The sequence below is a fragment of the Nonomuraea sp. MTCD27 genome (genome assembly GCF_041950495.1).
GTDB lineage: Bacteria > Actinomycetota > Actinomycetes > Streptosporangiales > Streptosporangiaceae > Nonomuraea.
Genome location: NZ_JBGNUW010000056.1, coordinates 1 through 17,221, shown reverse-complemented (window position 1 = coordinate 17,221; position 17,221 = coordinate 1). Strand labels below are relative to the sequence as shown.

General features: G+C 62.6%; 8 protein-coding genes and 1 pseudogene. 2 read left to right on the top strand and 7 right to left on the bottom strand.

The features are described 5' to 3' along the window. Window positions 1-341: 341 nt before the first annotated feature. The 7 genes from ACBJ59_RS62525 to ACBJ59_RS62495 form a co-directional block, all read right to left on the bottom strand. A complete protein-coding gene (locus ACBJ59_RS62525) occupies window positions 342-815 on the bottom strand; it encodes a hypothetical protein (protein WP_375119351.1) in 474 nt (157 codons plus the stop codon). 332 nt (window positions 816-1,147) lie between these two features. Then, complete coding sequence (drmB, locus tag ACBJ59_RS62520; protein WP_375119352.1) at window positions 1,148-2,869, bottom strand: DrmB family protein; 1,722 nt, start codon at window positions 2,867-2,869, stop codon at window positions 1,148-1,150. 20 nt (window positions 2,870-2,889) lie between these two features. After that, complete coding sequence (locus tag ACBJ59_RS62515; protein WP_375119350.1) at window positions 2,890-6,048, bottom strand: helicase-related protein; 3,159 nt, start codon at window positions 6,046-6,048, stop codon at window positions 2,890-2,892. Then, window positions 6,045-7,859, bottom strand: a complete 1,815-nt coding sequence (locus tag ACBJ59_RS62510; protein ID WP_375119349.1) for a UvrD-helicase domain-containing protein — start codon at window positions 7,857-7,859, stop codon at window positions 6,045-6,047. Before ACBJ59_RS62510 ends, ACBJ59_RS62515 begins: the two co-directional genes overlap by 4 nt. Further along, window positions 7,856-12,598 carry a DEAD/DEAH box helicase gene (locus tag ACBJ59_RS62505; RefSeq protein WP_375119348.1) on the bottom strand — a complete coding sequence of 1,581 codons (4,743 nt, stop codon included), beginning with the start codon at window positions 12,596-12,598 and terminating at the stop codon, window positions 7,856-7,858. Before ACBJ59_RS62505 ends, ACBJ59_RS62510 begins: the two co-directional genes overlap by 4 nt. 76 nt (window positions 12,599-12,674) lie before the next feature. After that, window positions 12,675-13,313, bottom strand: coding sequence for a hypothetical protein (locus ACBJ59_RS62500; protein WP_375119347.1), 639 nt, complete (start codon window positions 13,311-13,313; stop codon window positions 12,675-12,677). Between the two features lie 874 nt (window positions 13,314-14,187). Next, entirely contained in the window at window positions 14,188-15,315 is a 1,128-nt protein-coding gene (locus ACBJ59_RS62495) for a DNA cytosine methyltransferase (protein ID WP_375119346.1), read from the bottom strand. A 268-nt stretch (window positions 15,316-15,583) separates the two neighbouring features. On the opposite strand from ACBJ59_RS62495, the gene ACBJ59_RS62490 reads away from it, so the two are divergent. Both ACBJ59_RS62490 and ACBJ59_RS62485 read left to right on the top strand, forming a co-directional pair. Beyond that, on the top strand, window positions 15,584-16,000 hold the full coding sequence (locus ACBJ59_RS62490) for a very short patch repair endonuclease (RefSeq protein ID WP_375119345.1): 417 nt from the start codon (window positions 15,584-15,586) through the stop codon (window positions 15,998-16,000). Between the two features lie 278 nt (window positions 16,001-16,278). Then, window positions 16,279-17,097: pseudogene (locus ACBJ59_RS62485) on the top strand (IS5 family transposase); the annotation flags it as partial. Window positions 17,098-17,221: the final 124 nt, after the last annotated feature.

Below are 17,221 nucleotides of genomic sequence, written 5' to 3'. Positions count from 1 at the left end.
CCTGCTCCGGGTCCGTGGAACCCGGCGCCCCCGCAGCGTCATGCGACGGCCCGCCCCAACCGCGTCGGGGACATTACGGGCAAATCGCGGAGCCACTCACACAGCACCGCCCGCTGAAGAATCGAGGATAAGCCCACTCTTCCCCAATCTCCATGACTGACATTAACCCGGAGTGTGTGACCGCGTGAATACTTTACGTGACATTCGCCAGGTGGCGGCCTTAGCAACGAGTACCAGCTCGCCAGTATAAATTACCGACAACCCGCAGGTCAGACACCCGAATCCTATGATTGAGACCCGCAGGGTCCTACAGAGTGCCAGAGGGGCTGCGGCCGTTATGTTCACCAGCCAGCGCGGGACAGTATCTCTTCCGCCCAGATCGGAGGACCCGCCTTAGTCTCCCGCCACGGGCCCACCGAACTGATCAAGCCCTCGTCATCGGTGATTTCAGAAATCCATGCCGTCCGGATTTCCGGCCGAGCGGAGAACATCTGCACGGCCAGAACACGGTGAAACGCCTTCCCAGGACGTCCCGTCAGAGCTGATCCGGCGAGCAGAACAGCTTGGGGTTTGAGGCTGGCGGCCTGGTCAATGAGCTGGTCTGCCTGCTCCACGAATGGGATGCCCGAATCATTGACGAAGGCAATCACACCGCCACTCTCATGGGTCTCAAGTCCTTCGGAGTGGAGAACCGAGGCCGTCCCGTCGGACACCACGACAAGGCGCTCGGAAACCTCCGCATGCCCCGCCGCTTCATTCGCGATGTCCGTTCGCACGCCGCGAGCAACAGCCAAGAGCTCATCGAGGGACTTCATGCCATAGAGCCTATCGATGTTTCCTGTGGGTCGAGGCGATCGCCACTCGCCGCCGACGCAGTGATCGGCTTCACCTTCGCGTGTGCAGATGGCCCTCATCCGGCTGCGTCGCTGGAGGCGGCCCTGAGCGCCTTGGGTCGCCGTCTGGCGCGAGTCAGGCAGCTTCGCCCAACTGGCGGTCGCACGTATGCATGGCCGGTTATCCGATTGCGATCAGCCACAGGTGAGACTCTCGACCACTCTATGCGACGGCATCACACAAAACGCCAGAGCCCTTCGTAACACCCGATCCACACACGGAAGGTGCCCACCAGCGTACTCTCTGCACGCGCTTAGGGGGCCTGCTGGAAAAACCCAAGGTCGGATCGATCCGGCGTCCCTGTCAGTAGTGCGCGATCGAGCAGGGCGTTGAACTCTTCGCAGCTGGTCTCAGGGAGTAGCACGCACGAGTGGCAAGCGGCGCGGTTCAGGTTGTCTGTCCCGCTCGCGTCGGACTCCACACAGAGGGGGTCTGCGGAGCACCAGGAGATGCGCTCGATAGCCGTTCGGATGGAGGCCGCAAGTTTTCCGGATTCCACTTGGGCCACGATCCCACCAAGACTTCCCGCGGAGTCGCTGGTCGCTGTGTAGATCAAGAACCCGGACATCTCGTCCGACACGTAAAGTCGTTCGCGCAGTGAGGCGGCGGGATAGCCGGAGTCGAGGCTCCACTCAGTGATAATCGAGTGAGCCAATGTGTGGATCATCACCAGGCGCGGCGTGATCTCCCTGTCGGGGGCGAGCCCGAATCGTGCGAAACGCTTGCGATACGCCTCGTTGATCGGAGCGACCCGGTCGCGAACGGCCTGGCGAGACTCCCAGGTGGTCAAACGAGCATTGTCTAGGCGCAGGAACACTCCTTCGCCGATGACCTCGATCGCCGGGAGCCAGTCGGGCCGGTTATCGGCGGTGTAGAGCGGAGCCCGGCGGCTTGGAGTGTCCGCACTCGGCGCTCCGAGGCGGGTGAAGCCCTGCAGGACTCGGACTTCACGCAGCCGCTTGACGCGCATCACCTGGTCGATGCCATGTTCCGTCGATACCGTGTCCTCCTGCCACGGTACGCAGACGAAGTCCTGCTTTCCCGGCTTCTCCTCTGTCGTTCGGGTCAGAGCTCCGTATTCCTCCAGTTTCAGGGCTGGTTCGGAGCCGTCGGAAAGGCCGGCTTCATCCTGGCGGCGCCGCTCCACGGCCTGAATGATCTCCTCCACGCTGTACATCCGGTGGTTGGTCAGTTCGAGCTCTTCGAGGCGCTCGCGGAGATCGCGTGCCTTCCGCAGTGATTTCCAATGACGTTCGACCAGCTTCTGTACGCCTTCGGACCATGGAGGAATGGAGAGAGCTGAGCGGACGTCGGAGAACCAGACTCCCGACGCACCGCGCTGCATTGCGCGTGGAAGCTCCTCGCATTCCTCCGTGGGCACGTCACCCAACCAAGGACGCCGTCCGGTGCAGGAACTGATGCCCCTCAGCGCCCCCTTACCGAGGGCGCCTTCCAAGGTCACCGGACGAACGCCGCAGGCGCACGAGATCTCGATGTCACCAAGCGAAGCACTGCGACCTGTCGCTTTGAGTTTCAGGTCGTGAGTTCGACTATCGCCGCCTGAGCTGTCGGCACCCTTGTGGAGCCAGCGGAAGTAGGGGAAGTCATCGATGTGGCCAGCGGCGCAGCAGACAACGAATCGGGAGGGGACCAACTCTCGATCGCATTCCTTGCACTTGGCCGGGCTCCGCGTGGCGCCAAAGAACCGGGCCTTAGCCAGCCGACTGCAGCCAGGGCAGGACTGTACTTCCGGGAACCGGACGACGGGGACGTCGCCGTACTTGTCACTATCAGATGCGGGCGGGAGACGGAAGCACTGAACGCCAAGCTCCTTCTCCAACCTGCGCTCATGAATGGTCTGGTCATACGGGCTCAGTTCAGGCCAACGGTCGAGTCCGGCGACCATAAACGACTCGCTGCCTACCGCGATCAAGGAGCCCACCCCGTAAGTCGTGATGAGCTGAGCGCGGCGCACTCCCCCGATAGGCTTCCCCTTCACCGAGTTCCCCTGTCCAAGTAGATGGTGGACTCCACGTCGACATCACGTAGGCTCCAAAGAGTCGCGAAGGAGTCCGCGACCTGATCATCTGACGCGTCCCAGTGGCCCGCGTCGACCAGTAGCCCTGGCTGTCGGTAGGTCCCGTACGTCAGTGCCGGGTCGGCTTCTGCGGCATCACGCCACCGGTCGATGATCTCGTCGATCTGGTCGGCGGTCATGGCGCGCTCGGTGTGACCTGCCACTCTCTCCACGCGAGCCAAGATCCTTTCGCAGATCTCGCGGAGGTCGCTCTCGAACTCGGTGATGTACGCCGCGGCCTCTTTCGGGCGGGCTACGGGGATCATGAGTCGGGCGAGACCGATGATGGCCGCATGCAGGCCGCGATCCCGAGCCCGAGCGGAGAACGGCGTGACGCTGGTTGCCTCCACCTGTCGGTACAAGGCGGAGTGGTAGGTGGTGAAGTTCTCGTAATGCGAGCGGTCCCTGGACCTGGCCGCGTTGAACAGCGTCACCACCAGGCCCGGCCATTTTCGACCGACGCGGCTTGTCGCCTGGATGTATTCGGAAGTGGACTGGGGCTGGCCCATCATCACCATGAGGCCAAGACGGTTGACGTCCACGCCAACTGAGATCATGTTCGTGGCGAGGATCACGCCCAAGGCGTCCGGGTACGGCGTGGCCATGTCCTGAAGGTGGCCGGGGATGGCGCTGGACGGCTCGCGACTCGTCAATTCGATGTCGCGGCCGATGTCGCGTCGCTTCTGGCGGAGTGTCTCACTCAGCAGATCGAGCCGATCGTTGACGTCGTCTTGGATCTGGAGTTTCGCGCTGGCGAGGAGGCGCAGGCTGTTGAAGTACCCCAGGAGCGTCCAGTACGCATCGCGTACATCGTCGTCACCTTCGATCGCCTGTGCATGGTGAAGTAGCGCTGCATAGGCCCTCACCATCAGGCTCGTCTGGCTGGTCGCGGGTGCCATCAGTCCCACATACCGCCTGCTCGCCTTACGCGAGGGTGGAGTCTCGACGGAGAAGTAGGAATCGCGGGCGTCCAGCCCTGGCGCCGGGAATTGCTCCACCGTGCGGTCGAACAGTGAGCGACCTTGCTGGACGGCACGCCGGATGGTGGCCGTCGACGCAACCACTTTGGGGTGATTCGCGACCAGATCAACGGCGGTCTCGTAGAGGCCGGCCAGCGTACCCAGCGGGCCGGAGATGAGGTGAAGCTCGTCCTGAATGATCAGCTCGGGTGGCGGTTCGGCGCTGAAGTGGTTGAACAGGTTGCCGATCTCTGGCTTCCAGGGAAGTCCGGCGAACTTGTCGGCAGTGGCGATGACCAGCGTGGGACGGGTGCCGTAAATGACCTCGTCTACAACATGGATCGGGAGTCCCCGCGCGAAGTCGCAGTCGGTCGTCTCGCAGGCGATCACGATGCGGTCTGCCGAGATCTTGTAGTTGTAGTGATCAAGGCCGGTGCCACACCAGGGACACGAGCGGATTTGAACGGGGTTCTCTTCCTGAACTTCCTCGTTCTTGGCCAGCTTGCGTAGTGCGCGCTTGGCCTCGTCGAGGGTGTTGGGTGTGGATCCACGGCCGACCCACATGCCGATCGAGATCTCTGTGTGGCCGAGCCGTTCCTGCCGATCAAGACGCAGCCGCTCCATGCAGCACATCAGCAGGGCCGCACGCTCAAACTGTTGAACTGTGAGGAGACGGAGCGTGTAGCGCATGAGAACGGTCACCCCGCCCCCGTTCAGGGGATCACGGAGACGCCGAAGGAACGTCGAGAATGCGATCAACCCCAGATAGGCCTCTGTCTTTCCTCCACCCGTTGGAAACCAGAGCACGTCGGCGATGTTTCGATCCTTCGACGTGGGGTCGGCTATGCCCTGCAAGGAGAGAAGCATGAAGGCGATCTGGAATGGATACCAGACGCCCGCCGAGTCGTCGGGCGACGTTGTGTGCCGGTTCGGCGACTTTAGCCACTCCGTCCGCGCCCGCTGCATGGCCATGGCCTGGTTCGCGAGTCGGAAGGCTTCCATGGGCGTCGGATCTGCGGGATTCGCCAAGAGTTCGATCCCCGCATTCATGCGGGTGCACGCCGTCTTGCACCTCTCCAAGTGTGTGATGGCGGTTCTCCTCAGACCTTCATCCGCGATGTTTCGAGCGCGCTCGTCACTCTGCTCGATCCATCGGCGGTAGCCCGCGGTAAGGTCTCTCAACGCGGAGACGACCTCTCCGTCGGAGGCCTTGGCCAGGCGATGCATGCCGAGTCGGCCGACGTCGATTGCGGGATTGGAGTCAGCCAGTCGAAGGTCATGCGTCGGAACAAAGGTCGTTCGGATCCAGGCAGTGGACGGCTGGGTCGCCATGTCGTTGATGGCGACCTCGGAAGGTTCCCACTCCACGGCACAGCCGTGACCGGTGGCGAAGACCGGTGCGTGGCGGTAGAGGAGACGATACGAAATCAGTTCTTCGTCGGTGTCGGCCGAGCCGAGCGCGGGGCGCTCCACGAACGGCGACGATGATTTCTCGGCGCCCCTAACCGTGATTCGAGGTTGGAAGAAGGACGTCGTATCACGGTCGGCGCTGTTGGCGGACGACTTGTACGTGTTGATCAACGCCAGGGTGACTGCGGCGATTCCGTTCGCGTCAGCCTGCCGTACCCGCACGAAAAGCACCAGATTGTCCGCGAGCGGGATGGGATCAGGGTCGTCGGCCATGGAGACCATGATGTCTCTGGGGGGGATCAGGACTGGCTCTCGGCGCCAGGCTTCTTCAGCGACTGCGCTGGTTCGGCTACGACGCTCTTCTGCGGATTCCGGGATGTAGCGGGCGGCTTCCACCTCGATGGTGATCGATTCCGTCTTGGAGACGTCGACGGCGAACGTCATGCCCATAGACGACGGGTACCGGACGTTGGCCATGGTGACCGCTGGATCGGGGGCGTCGGTCGGATGTCGACTCTCAAGTTCTTCGTCGAGGGCGTTGTCGTCGGTCACGCTGTCGTCGGACTGAGGGAAGAGGATGCCCGTTGCGTACTTGGTGATCGGGGGGTCGGTGATCACCTCTGTAGGGGAGCCGGCGGGGCCGATCAGGTCACGCTCCAACTGCGCCACCAGTTCGTCGCGGAACGCATAATGCTTGTCGAAGCTCATGCCTGCTCCTCAGTCCAGTTGAAACGGCCCAATCCCGTGATTCGTGGTCGCAGCCAAACACCTGACCATCCGAGACCCGCGTTGACACCCGCGACCTCCCGTCCGATCACCGTCTCAACACTGTCTACTCGAACTTCTCTGATCTCGGAGGGCAATCTGCGATCCCGGCCCGTAAGAAGTGACTGCAGGGCATTGGCGAAGGCATCGGTGGTCACGCCGATGCGGCGCCCGTCATGCTTCACGATGTATCTTGGGACATCCTCGGCCGAAGCTCCCGTGAGCCGCCTCAGTGTGACGGGATCTCCGTTTTCTACCGCAGTGGCCAGGTAGTTCTGGATCTCTCGGGCGTCCCCGTGAAATCCCAGGGTGCCCGCAGGGTTCTCGGCGTTCACGTCCTCGGGACGGATCTCCATACCGAGATGACGTCCTGCCTTGTAACCAAACTCGACCCAGCGCCCATCGCCTTGTCGCCTGAGGTAACCCGGGGTGAGCTTGGCGATCGGCTTCACGTGTATCAGCAGGTCGCGGGGACGGGTCATCGCGACGTACAACAATCTGGCTCGTTCAGCCTGCTCAACTGGATCGTCGTCCGGTGCCTCACCCGGATCGACGACGACTACCTGATCGAACTCAAGGCCCTTGACCCGATGGATGGTGGACACGGCGAGCGACTCGGACGGGAGCCGGGAAAGCTCATCCGGGTAATCCCCGTGCACCAGTCTTCGGCGGATGGCATCGAGATCGAGTGTCTCGCCGCGACGGTTGGGATCCATGCGCCTAAGGAGGCTCCAGGCTTCATGCGGGTCAACGCCAACGCCCTCCGTGACCGCGAGAACGGCCCTCGTCGTCGGCTGTTTGGAGTCGAGTTCGCGGAAGAGCGCGCTCACCCACGAAGGGATCGACTTGTCCTGGGCCGAACGCTGAAGGCGATGTCGCACACCAAGCTCATGGAGGCGTCTGGAGACAAGGAGGACGTCCCTGTTGCCTCGGCATAGCAGTGCCGTGGGTGTGGTCATGCGCGCCAGAACAGGGGCTGCCTGATCCAAAGTGCCGAGGGAGTCGCCGGACAGAAGCACGGTGCGCAGCTCGCGCTGAAGCTCTCGGAAGGGCGCGTCGGTCGCGCCGAGCGTGGTGCCAAAGGGCAGTGCGACCCTGGCCTCCGGTTCCCGGGCGCGGAAATTGCCTTCGAGGGTGATCTCCGTAAGGGTGTCTGGGAAGCGCTCCCGCACTTCACCGTAGAGTCGGGCCGCCCCCGCCAGACGTTCCTGCGGGTCATCAAGTTGGAATCCATAGATCCCCTGTGCGGGATCGCCGAGCAGCGTGAAGCCCTCCAGGTCGATGTCCAGTAGGGCCTTCACCAGCTCAGCGCGATCCCCGACCAGGTCTTGCACCTCGTCCACAACGAGGTGGCGCACCTCGCCGATCAGTTCTGCAGCGTCAGGGTTCTCCTTAATCAGACGAGTCGCGGCCCGAATCCGTTGGTCGAAACCTTGGCGCTGCCAGGGACCGTCAGGCGCGACTTCGGACAAGATCCACGTTGCATAGGAATCAAAGGTACGAACATCGACCTGTGCGGCGCCGGAGCCGAACTCGATGAGACGAGCGCGGATCTCCCGTACAGCTGCGCGTGAGAAGCTCAGGACCAGGACCTCGGCAGGTTCAAGTTCTTCTTCATCGATGAGATACGCCAGGCGGCGGATCAACGAGAACGTCTTGCCCGTGCCAGCGGGCGCCGTCACGAGGATGCGTGCGGTTGCGGGCTCCTCAACGAGTTGTTGCTGCCCTTCTGTCAGCTGAGCGTCGTGGGTCATTGCTTCTTCCAGAGATAATCGAACTGGCGGAACGCGAGCTCCTCGCCATATTGAGCGATGTTGTCCGCCACGTTCACGATGAGGCATTCCTCCTTGCCGCCGTTCAGCGGACCACGGATACCTCGGCCGATCATCTGCTGGTAGACGTTGGGGCTGTAGGTGGGACGTGCGACGATCACGGCACGAGTGGCCGGCGCATCGAATCCCTGGGAGAGGACGTTGTAGTTGGCCAAGACTTGTATCCGCTTCTGCCGGAACTGTTCGATCGCCTGCCTACGTTGACCGAGATCGGTATCGCTCGACACGGCGGCAGCGAGGACTCCCTTCCTGGTCAGCAAGGCCGTCATGGTCTGGGCATGGTTGACCGACGTGGCGAAGAGCAATATCTGCCAGTCGCTTGGCAAGGAGAGAATCTTGTCGATCAATATCCCGTTGCGGATGGTGTCATGGCCGAGCCGCTCCTCGGCGGAAGCCGGTAGACGACGCATTTGCACGAGGGATTCGTGTTCCCGCGCGTCGAGGTCTAGTCGAGTGCCCGGCAGCACCTCATGCCTGACCCTTGCGAGGACTCCCAACTTCTGCAGGGTTGCGTAGGGTTCGGAGCCCAGGATCTCGGTGCCGTCCCGGTGATGATCCAATCGATTGCTGCCGTAGCGTGCTACCAGTCGGTTTGACTCCTCAGTGTTCGTTCCGCGGAAGGCCGTTGCGGTCAAGCCGATAAGGGCGCATCGGGACCGGTGGGGGGTTAGGCCCAATGCAGCCAACACGCGCGTGTATCGCGGACTGATCGAGGTGTGCGCCTCATCCACGACGACAGCCTGAGCCTCCCGCAGCCAGGCGTAGCGATCCGACTCGACGACCTTTTCCAGCTTGGCGTCGGTGGCGATGACGAGGTGATAGCCCTCTTCCACGGGGTCCGCCTCGTTCGTGTTCCACAGCCTGCTGACGGTCAACTGCTGGGCGGGACCGGTGTTGCGCCACACCGTCTGCCACGTCTGTACCGCCTGCTCGCACAGCTCCTCCGTCTGTGCGACCCACAGCACAGGGATGGAGACGGAGTCCGGCGGAAGCGAGCGCAGCCGCCGGATGATCGCCTCGACCGCGACTCGGGTCTTGCCCGCACCGGTGGGCAGACTGAGCATCCCTCGCTGGGCCGGACGGCTCTGGAGCACTTCAAGAATTCGACTGACCATGAGCTCCTGGTAATCGTGAAGAGCGGGGAAATCCACCGGGCCGTGGACCGTGAGCACCGGATCGAGGCCGGCCTGCCGGTAGCCGGCATACTCGGCAGGAAAGCCGAGGTCGGCGACGAATGTCTTGGCCTGATGGTTGCCGGCCATCTGGGTCGGGATGGGGAAACCCCTGTCCTCCAACTCCTGACGGAACTCGCGAAGAACACTCGATCCGTATACCGCCAGCGCCAGTTCAGCGATGGTGGGGTCGTCGACAGGACCTTCCTCGGCCTCGACGGCGTCGATCAGACCATACGGCAGGCGTTCACGGAGGACGCCGCCACCGAGCATGGCCACCAGCTTGTCGCGAAGATCCGGGAGCTCTCGCACCCTTACGATCTGCTGGTCCCGTTGCACCTCCTCACGATGTTGAAGTACCTGCCGACAGCGATCCTCGGAGAGCCCCAGCCTGAGAAGTGCGTTCACCCCCCGAAGTAGTTCCAGATCGTCACCGCGATCGAGCCAGTAGATCGTCTCATCACGTCGTCCGATCTCTACGGCTTCGGCAGTCTGACCTGCCGGTGTTCGAATGAGTTGTTCCAGCGCTTCGCAACGCTGCAGACTGAGACCACGTAGAGGGCGTCCCGGCTCGAATTTGAGCTGTGGGAACACATCCTCCAGAGGGGTCGGCTCGCCCGGATACGTAGCGCGGAGCTCGGTAATGTAGACCTCGTCGAAGGTCTTCATGCTCCATTGATCCACTAGGTGGGCGACGTCGTCCGATTTGGGGACGAGGACAGCAGCGATGGCGCCGGTCACCAGGCGTCGGTACTGCGCGACGTCCGCGGTAGCGACAGCCTCGGATGGGTGGCAGGTCACCCACTCCTCCCCCTGCTGGCAGCGGATCTTCAGGGGAGCGCTCAACTGTGTGGCGGCAAGCGCGTAGAGCATACCCAGTTCTATGTGCCTCTCGCTCTCAAGCGCCTCGTTGAGGAGGGACAGCCACAGAGCTCCCTTGATGTCCTCAAGGGAGCCGGCAAGGCCGAGAGCACGAGCAAGGCCGGTATCGATGTCGGCGACCGGTAGGACACGAGCATGGTCACTCAGCCGGGGGCCCACGCAATCTGGTATGCGACGGATCCCCATCGACGTGGACAATCTGCCGCTCTGTTCGATGGCCCAAACCAGCGGTGAAGGGATGGACATCGGTGTGTCGTCCGGCCGCGTGAGCGCATAGGCGGTCCAGGACGTGATTATCCCCTTGGCCGGCAGGTTCTGAATGAATCGCGCGCGCGCAGCAGGGGTAAGGGTGAAGAGAAGCCCGATGTGGCTCGCGACCTTAGCACCCGTTACCTCGATCTTGCTCTGCTGTGGTCTGCGTACCCCCGCTGGAAGGCTCCTGTAGTACTGGTCGATCATGCGCGTCTTGTAGTCACCGAACCACGGCGCCGAGGCGGAAGGCCTATCGATGCCTGGTGTATCGGACATGCCGAGCTGGCGCAGCATCTCCATGTCGTCGTTGTGGAAGTCTTCATCCACCACGAACCCGCCGTCGTCCGGGCTTCCTGAGGGAATGATGGCACCGGGAAGCAGACACTCGCCCAGGGGTCTGTAAGCTCCTGCACGCGTACGGACCTTCAGGTCTTCAACCACACCCTGGTCGATCAGATGCGCGACTGCCTGTTCGGCTCCTGCCTGCCGCGCAAGTAGCCAGAACTTGTCCCAATCAGGGCTTACGTAGAAGCGGAGCCCGCTCGACACAGCCGCTGCGAATCGTCCGAAGGCGTCTGCCTCTCTGATTCCAAGAACGTCAAGGAATCGAGAGACTGCTGGGTCCTCCTCCAGAGTCGGGTCCACATAGACGGTGGACTCAGTCGTCGGGTCCATCGGACTTCGGCGGAAGACCCTGTCCGCCTGCGGTGGGACCATTCGTCCGTCGGTAGTCCTCAAGATCGCAGCCCTGATCGCCTGGTCAGCGAAAGCGTGTCGAGGTGCGTCCGCGTCACCGGCCATCTCTGCCGCAATCGACAACGCGACTGCGGATGCCGCAGCTGTGCCGTCGGCTACGAGAGCCTCCAGCCACTCCTGGACGGTACTGGGGCTACCTCCCGCATCCTCCACCAGCGAGTAGGCACGGGCGCGACGGGTGGGCGTTCTTTCGACAGAAGGATGACACCACGAGACAGGGCGACCAGGATAGGTCGCCCACCGCTCAACCCAAGACTTCCATCGCCCATCATCGGTCAGTACCTTTGGGTGGATCCTTATGTCTCCGGGGCGTTGAAACACCCCGTCTTGATCGGGCAGAGTACGGTTTTGCGCGGCCTCTGCACGGACGAGCCTGGTGAGTAGATCGTCGGCCCAGTTGCGTACTTCTCGTCCACGTGCGGTGATCAGATCCAACGGCCGCGCGGGGTCTTCGGGCGTGGAGAGATCTGGAAGAGCAGACACGATCAGGCGGGCTGACTCCTTCATGAGGGCTTCGTTGAAGGCGTTTCCGCTGAGGATGTGTTGGCGATCCTCGTTGGTCTTCCACGCGGCGTTTAGAACCCCACTAAGGGTGGTTTTGTACTCTGTCGGAAAGAAGGCCCAGAAGGTACCTTCCTTCTGCCATCCAGAGGCCGGCACAGCCCATGCGATCGGAACCTCGACGCGATTTCGGTACTCGCCGGCCTCGGCCCACGCCTCATCCGTCAGCGGAGAGACTGTCTCAAACACCGCCCACTCGATTGGATCGGCTTCAACGCTGTTCTCGATGACACGAAGTGAGCGATGGATGCCGTCGCCGCCGACGATGATCTCCTTGATATAAGGATCGTCCGTGCGATTCTCCAAGACGACCCGGCCGGCGTGCGGGGAGAAGACCGCGAACACCTCGGGGAACGTGCGGAGTTGCTGAGCCACGCGTCCTGCGTAGTCGCCGTTGCGACGCAGTGGAAGCTTTACCACTGTGGAAGCCCAGGACATCAATTCATCCAAGACTGCGTCCGCCGCCCGCTCCTGTTCTGCATCAAGGAGGTGCGCAATGCGAAGCACTGGTGTGGGACCGGTCACGGGAACGCGCTCCAGAATGCGGTTTCGGGACCGGCTTGCCGACCATCCGAACGAGCCGCTGCGGCTGAAGAACTGCGGCTGGTCGGAGACGCTCAGGACAGATTTGAAACCCAGACCGAATCTGCCGATCTCGGCGCCTCGCTTACGAGACAGGTGCGAGGCCAAGATGGTCCGCACACCTTGGTCCGTGACTGGGTGGCCGAGGTTTGCGCAGTACAGTGTGTCCTTCGCCAACACCACGTGAATCAGTCCATCAGAGCTTGCTCTAAGCTCGTCCGCGCCGTTTTGGATCAGCTCGAACAGTTGACGGTTCCCGTATCCGCCCTCCCTGATGGAGGTCTCGATGTTCGCGTGCTCTTCGATAAGGGCGGAGTTGGCCTCGTAGGAGCGGAGGCAGGCTTCGGACTGATCAAGAATGACCTGGGCAACGATGCCGTCCTCGCCTGCCCACTCAGACATGCCGGCGTGTCCGGCCTCATTCGGACTGACCACTGCGATCCGCTCCTCACCCACACGAGGGGTAGCTGGTGTAGACGTTTATGCCAGAGGGGTACGACAAGGCTCGCCGGCTGGATGGAACCCCTGTTGGCTAGGCTTCAAGATTCGCGAGCCTGAAGTGCCCCGCCGGGATCTCCTGGGGGACATCGTCGTGCGACTGAATCAGCCATCCCTGGCCGATCAGTTCCCGGATCTCCTGGCGCCATGTTGGCGTCTTGGCGACGCGTTCGAGCTGCTGAGGACTCGCTGGCCAGGGGCTGATGTGGACGAGATACTCGATGAGTCTCTCGCCGGGATTCTTTCCCCCGATGGACTCGATGGTGCTCTCGCTCACGGCCACGGTCTCCTCCAGCTGAGGTGCGGCAAGACGGTAGGGAGCCTCGGCGCCAGAGCCGAGCGTTTCGATCTTCCAGCCAACCCCGCGTAGCTCTCGGATGCGCCGCGCCCAGGCGCGAATGGCTGCAACCCCTTCCAGCTGATGCGGGTGGAGCGTTTCACCGGAGTGGCTGCGGAAGTAGAGGAGAAGTGCCGTACGTGCGCCGCCGACGACGTCCTGACGAACCTCGGCGAGGGCGTCGCGAGATTCAGAGAGGCGAGTGCCCACCTGAGCTGCGGTCTCAAGCCACTCCTGTGCCCGCAGGTCTTGACGTGGTGTTGCCTGGACGATCGCCAGCGCCTCCTTGAGCGACCGCTCCAGTCGCTCCAGTTGTTTGCCGTGTGAAGTCGTCATTGTGCTGCCGACACCTTTCGTCGAGAAATTATTTCCGGCACGCTTAACGCAGAGCCATGTGATTGATCCCGACAACAAGGCTCTTTATCGCCCTGCCTCGACAAGCCACCTTCGGCTTGAGGGTGACACAACGGGCGGGGGCAGGGGCTTCAGTTTTAGGCCAACACCTTCAGGCTTAGAAGCTCATCCGGGCGATGGTCGGCAAGACAGCTTTACCGTCTGGCTTGGAGGGTAGAGCCGGGCTGGTAGGAGTGTCAAGAAGAGGGCAGATTTCGCGAAGTACACAGGCGGAGATCTGTAAATTTCGCCACAAATGCGACATCTTGGGCTCCCGTGGCGCACCGCGGGACGTATTGCGTCTTAGGTGTCTATTTGCGACTGCGCCTTGCGCCTGCAGGAGTTCATAGTTAACTCTCTTATGGTCCGGAGGATTGCCGCTTGGCCATCGGTTAGGGAGACACTGGCCTCTAGGTGTTGTGTCAAGGTGCCCGTATCGCTTGTCCGCTCTCGCCCAATCTGGCGAGGGTTGGGCGCTGTGTTTAGACGTCGAAGAAAGGGTTGGTGCAGCGCCGTGAATGGCTTCTGTCAAGCGTGAAACGACACATCGGTTCGCAACGAAAGATTGCCCGAATCATCGGGACCCTGGTTCCTGCTCAACTGGGAATGGGACTCACATTTGGCTACGCTGTAGCCAGCCACTGGGGTGGACGGTTGCCGCCGATGTGGATAATTATTGCGATAGCCTGCCTTTGGACGCTGCCTTTAGCCATCGGCGTGCTCGCTGATTCCGTTCTGATGTTTATGTTGGTTAAGGGCTACATCGCGGATGGTAAGCGCAGTAATGCATCCGACTATGTAACGATGTTTCGGGAGCTTAGTCGAGGCGATGACTATCAGTTGCCTCAGGCGAGCTCCTCTGTGCCTTTGAATCGGCGGAGGCGAAGGCGAGTTCGTAAATGAAATGGGCGAGCCGCTGGCCGAGTCGAGGTGGTACGGCGTTGCCGATCTGGCGCGCAACCTCGATCTTGGAGCCCACGAATACGAAATCGTCCGGAAAGCTCTGAATCCGCGCAGCCTCGCGATGGGTGATAGGCCGGTCGTGAACGGGGTGCAGGTAGCGCCCCTTCTCGGGCTTATAGAACTCCGTCCGAATCGTCACGCTGGGGCGATCCCACCAGAGCCGGCCCATGACATCCGTCGTGCCTGTCGGCTTCTCTGCCCAGCACCGCGGTTCCAGGTCTGGGCGGTTGCGGCGAAGGTCGAAACGATTGCCGCCGGCAGGGATCGCGCGGTACCGCTCAAGAGACTTCTGCGTGGGTGTCCGACGGATGTGAAGATCCTGTCGCCCGGCATCGTCGACGGAGATCTCTGTGAGCTCCGGATAGGCAGGGAGGTCCGCAATCGTGTCGCGCAGGGTGCGGTACGGCGTTTGCTCACGGGAGTCGGGGCCGTGGGTCGGCCGCGGAGGCCAGGGAACCTCGTCGACTCCGCGGACGGCGATGAAGATGCCTCGTCGTCTGTTCTGCGGCACGCCGTAGTCGGCGGCGTTGAGAACCCCGAAGCCGAACTCGTAGGGCTTGAGGTCCTCGTCTGTCCTCATCAACTGGAGAAGGCGGGCAAACTGCGCTGATTTCTGGAACTCTGGTACGTTCTCGATCACGAAGGCCTTCGGCCTCACTTGGCGCACGGCCTTCAGATACTGCTGCCAGAGTTCGTTGATCTCGGCTCGGCTCACGTCGTCACGATCGCGTCCCAGCGGGCTGAACCCCTGGCACGGGGGGCCTCCGATGATCACGTCGGCCTGCGGGTAGTCCTCGACTGAGACTCTTTCGATGGGGCCGTCATACACCGGGCACCCGAAGTTCTGCTTGAAGGTGCGCGCAGCAGCCGGGTCGATCTCGACTGCGAACACGGTCTCGTAGCCAAGTCCGGCCTGCTTGAACCCCTGGGCCAGTCCGCCTGCGCCTGCAAACAGATCCATCGTGCGGATCGTCCCAGTCATCAACACACCCTCCCCGACAACGACGGCCCTGTAACTATAGGGGCGGTTGTTGTCCTGCCTTCCTAGTGATGCGAAATTCTGGCAAGCGGAGTGACCACGGAGATCACTTGGGAGATAGTAAACACCTCCTTGGTCATAAAATCGAGCACCTGTTCGCGTCAGGCCTGATGGCGATCCCACAGGCCAGGACGTTGGCTCTGGGGCTAAGGTTGTCCCTGTGGCCAGACCGACTCAGTCATGGGCGTCGAGCGACGCTGTGCGGGCGAGCATGCGGTCAAACAAGGGGAAGGGCACCAAGCCCGAGCTCGCGCTCCGGAGAGCTGTTCATGCCCTGGGCCTGCGGTATCGGGTCTCCCGTCGGCCGTTGAAGGAGGTCCGACGCACGGCTGACCTGGTTTTCGTGCGGGCGAAGGTTGCGGTCTTTCTGGACGGATGCTTCTGGCATGGCTGTCCCACCCATCACACTGTCGCCGTCACCAACGCCGGCTTCTGGGCCGAGAAGGTGCGCCGCACGCGCGAACGTGATACGGAAACAGACCGCCTTCTGAGAGAGGCCGGGTGGCACGTTCTGCGGGTATGGGAACACGAAGATCCCGTGGAGGCTGCTGCGCGAGTGGCGGACTTGGTTAGACGGCCTCAAGCGTTTGACCAGGGCATTCCGGGAAATGACGGTAGATCGGCGTAGGGATGACCCCCGCTGCGCGGCCCGTCATTCCGGTTGAGGTGGAGGTCCTCACCGTCACCTCGTTCGACGTGCGTATGTTGGGTGAAGGAGGGTCTGCTGGTGGATGCGCCCCGTGAAGTACGACGTAACGGCGACGAACCTGGTGTTCGGCTGCCGCAGGTTGCTCTGCCCTGGCTCTCCGTCGATTCCCGCCCGGCCGGCTACCCGCACCCTGTCTGCCCTAGGAGCTGTTTCTTAGATCTCATGACGGTGGGTGGCGAGGATGTCACGCTTGGCGTATGGGTCGTGGTGATCTGACGAACTCCGAGTGGGAACGTCTCAAGCCGCTGCTGCCCGCGGGCGGCACGCGTGGTGGCCGCTGGAGCGACCATCGAACGGTGATCAACGCTGTGCTCTATCGGACCAGGACCGAGGTGCCCTGGCGGGATCTGCCCGAGCGCTACGGCTGCTGGATCACTGCCTACAAACGGCATCGCCGCTGGTCAGCAGATGGGACCTGGGAACGGTTACTGACCGAGCTGCAGGCCCTGGAGGATGCGGCGGGCCGACTGGACTGGAACGTGGCGGTGGACTCCACCACCATGCGCGCCCACCAGCACGCAGCCGGCGCACCCCGCACCGCCCCGCCTGTCGTGGCCGGACAAAAAGGGGAACCGGCGGGGACAAAGCGGGGCGATCCGGTGCTGACCGCCCTGCGCGCCCGGCTGGCGGAGGTGGTCCAAGCGGCGAGTGTCTAGGGCGTTCGCGCGGCGGCTTTTCCACCAAGCTGCACCTGGCCGCCGACGGCCGATGCCGCCCGCTGGCCCTGGTCCTGACGCCCGGCCAGTACGGCGACAGCCCACAACTGCGCCCTGTCCTGGGAAAGATCCGCGTGCCACGCCCGGGGCCCGGGCCGGCCGCGCACCCGGCCCGACAGCCTGACCGCCGATAAGGCCTACAGCTCCCGCGCCAACCGGTGCCATCTGCGCCGCCGCAAGATCCGCCACACCATTCCGGAACCGAAGGATCAGCGGGCCAACCGTCGCCGGCGCGGCCGCCGCGGTGGCCGCCCGACCGGCTTCGATCCCGAGCACTACAAGACGCGCAACGTCGTGGAGATCTGTCAAGCACAATGCACCGATAACTACAGCCTGGCCGTGTAGAGCGGGTGCTCAGCTGTCGGTGACCGGTTCGTCGGATGGGGGTGCCTTGGTCTGCTGCCAGCGTCTGCGGTTGTGGTAG

What these genes read in the sequence shown, in the direction of transcription:
- ACBJ59_RS62515 (WP_375119350.1), bottom strand. Translation starts at nt 6,048, where the DNA reads ATGAGCTTCGACAAGCATTATGCGTTCCGCGACGAACTGGTGGCGCAG.
- ACBJ59_RS62525 (WP_375119351.1), bottom strand. Translation starts at nt 815, where the DNA reads ATGAAGTCCCTCGATGAGCTCTTGGCTGTTGCTCGCGGCGTGCGAACG.
- ACBJ59_RS62500 (WP_375119347.1), bottom strand. Translation starts at nt 13,313, where the DNA reads ATGACGACTTCACACGGCAAACAACTGGAGCGACTGGAGCGGTCGCTC.
- ACBJ59_RS62490 (WP_375119345.1), top strand. Translation starts at nt 15,584, where the DNA reads ATGCGGTCAAACAAGGGGAAGGGCACCAAGCCCGAGCTCGCGCTCCGG.
- ACBJ59_RS62510 (WP_375119349.1), bottom strand. Translation starts at nt 7,859, where the DNA reads ATGACCCACGACGCTCAGCTGACAGAAGGGCAGCAACAACTCGTTGAG.
- ACBJ59_RS62495 (WP_375119346.1), bottom strand. Translation starts at nt 15,315, where the DNA reads ATGACTGGGACGATCCGCACGATGGATCTGTTTGCAGGCGCAGGCGGA.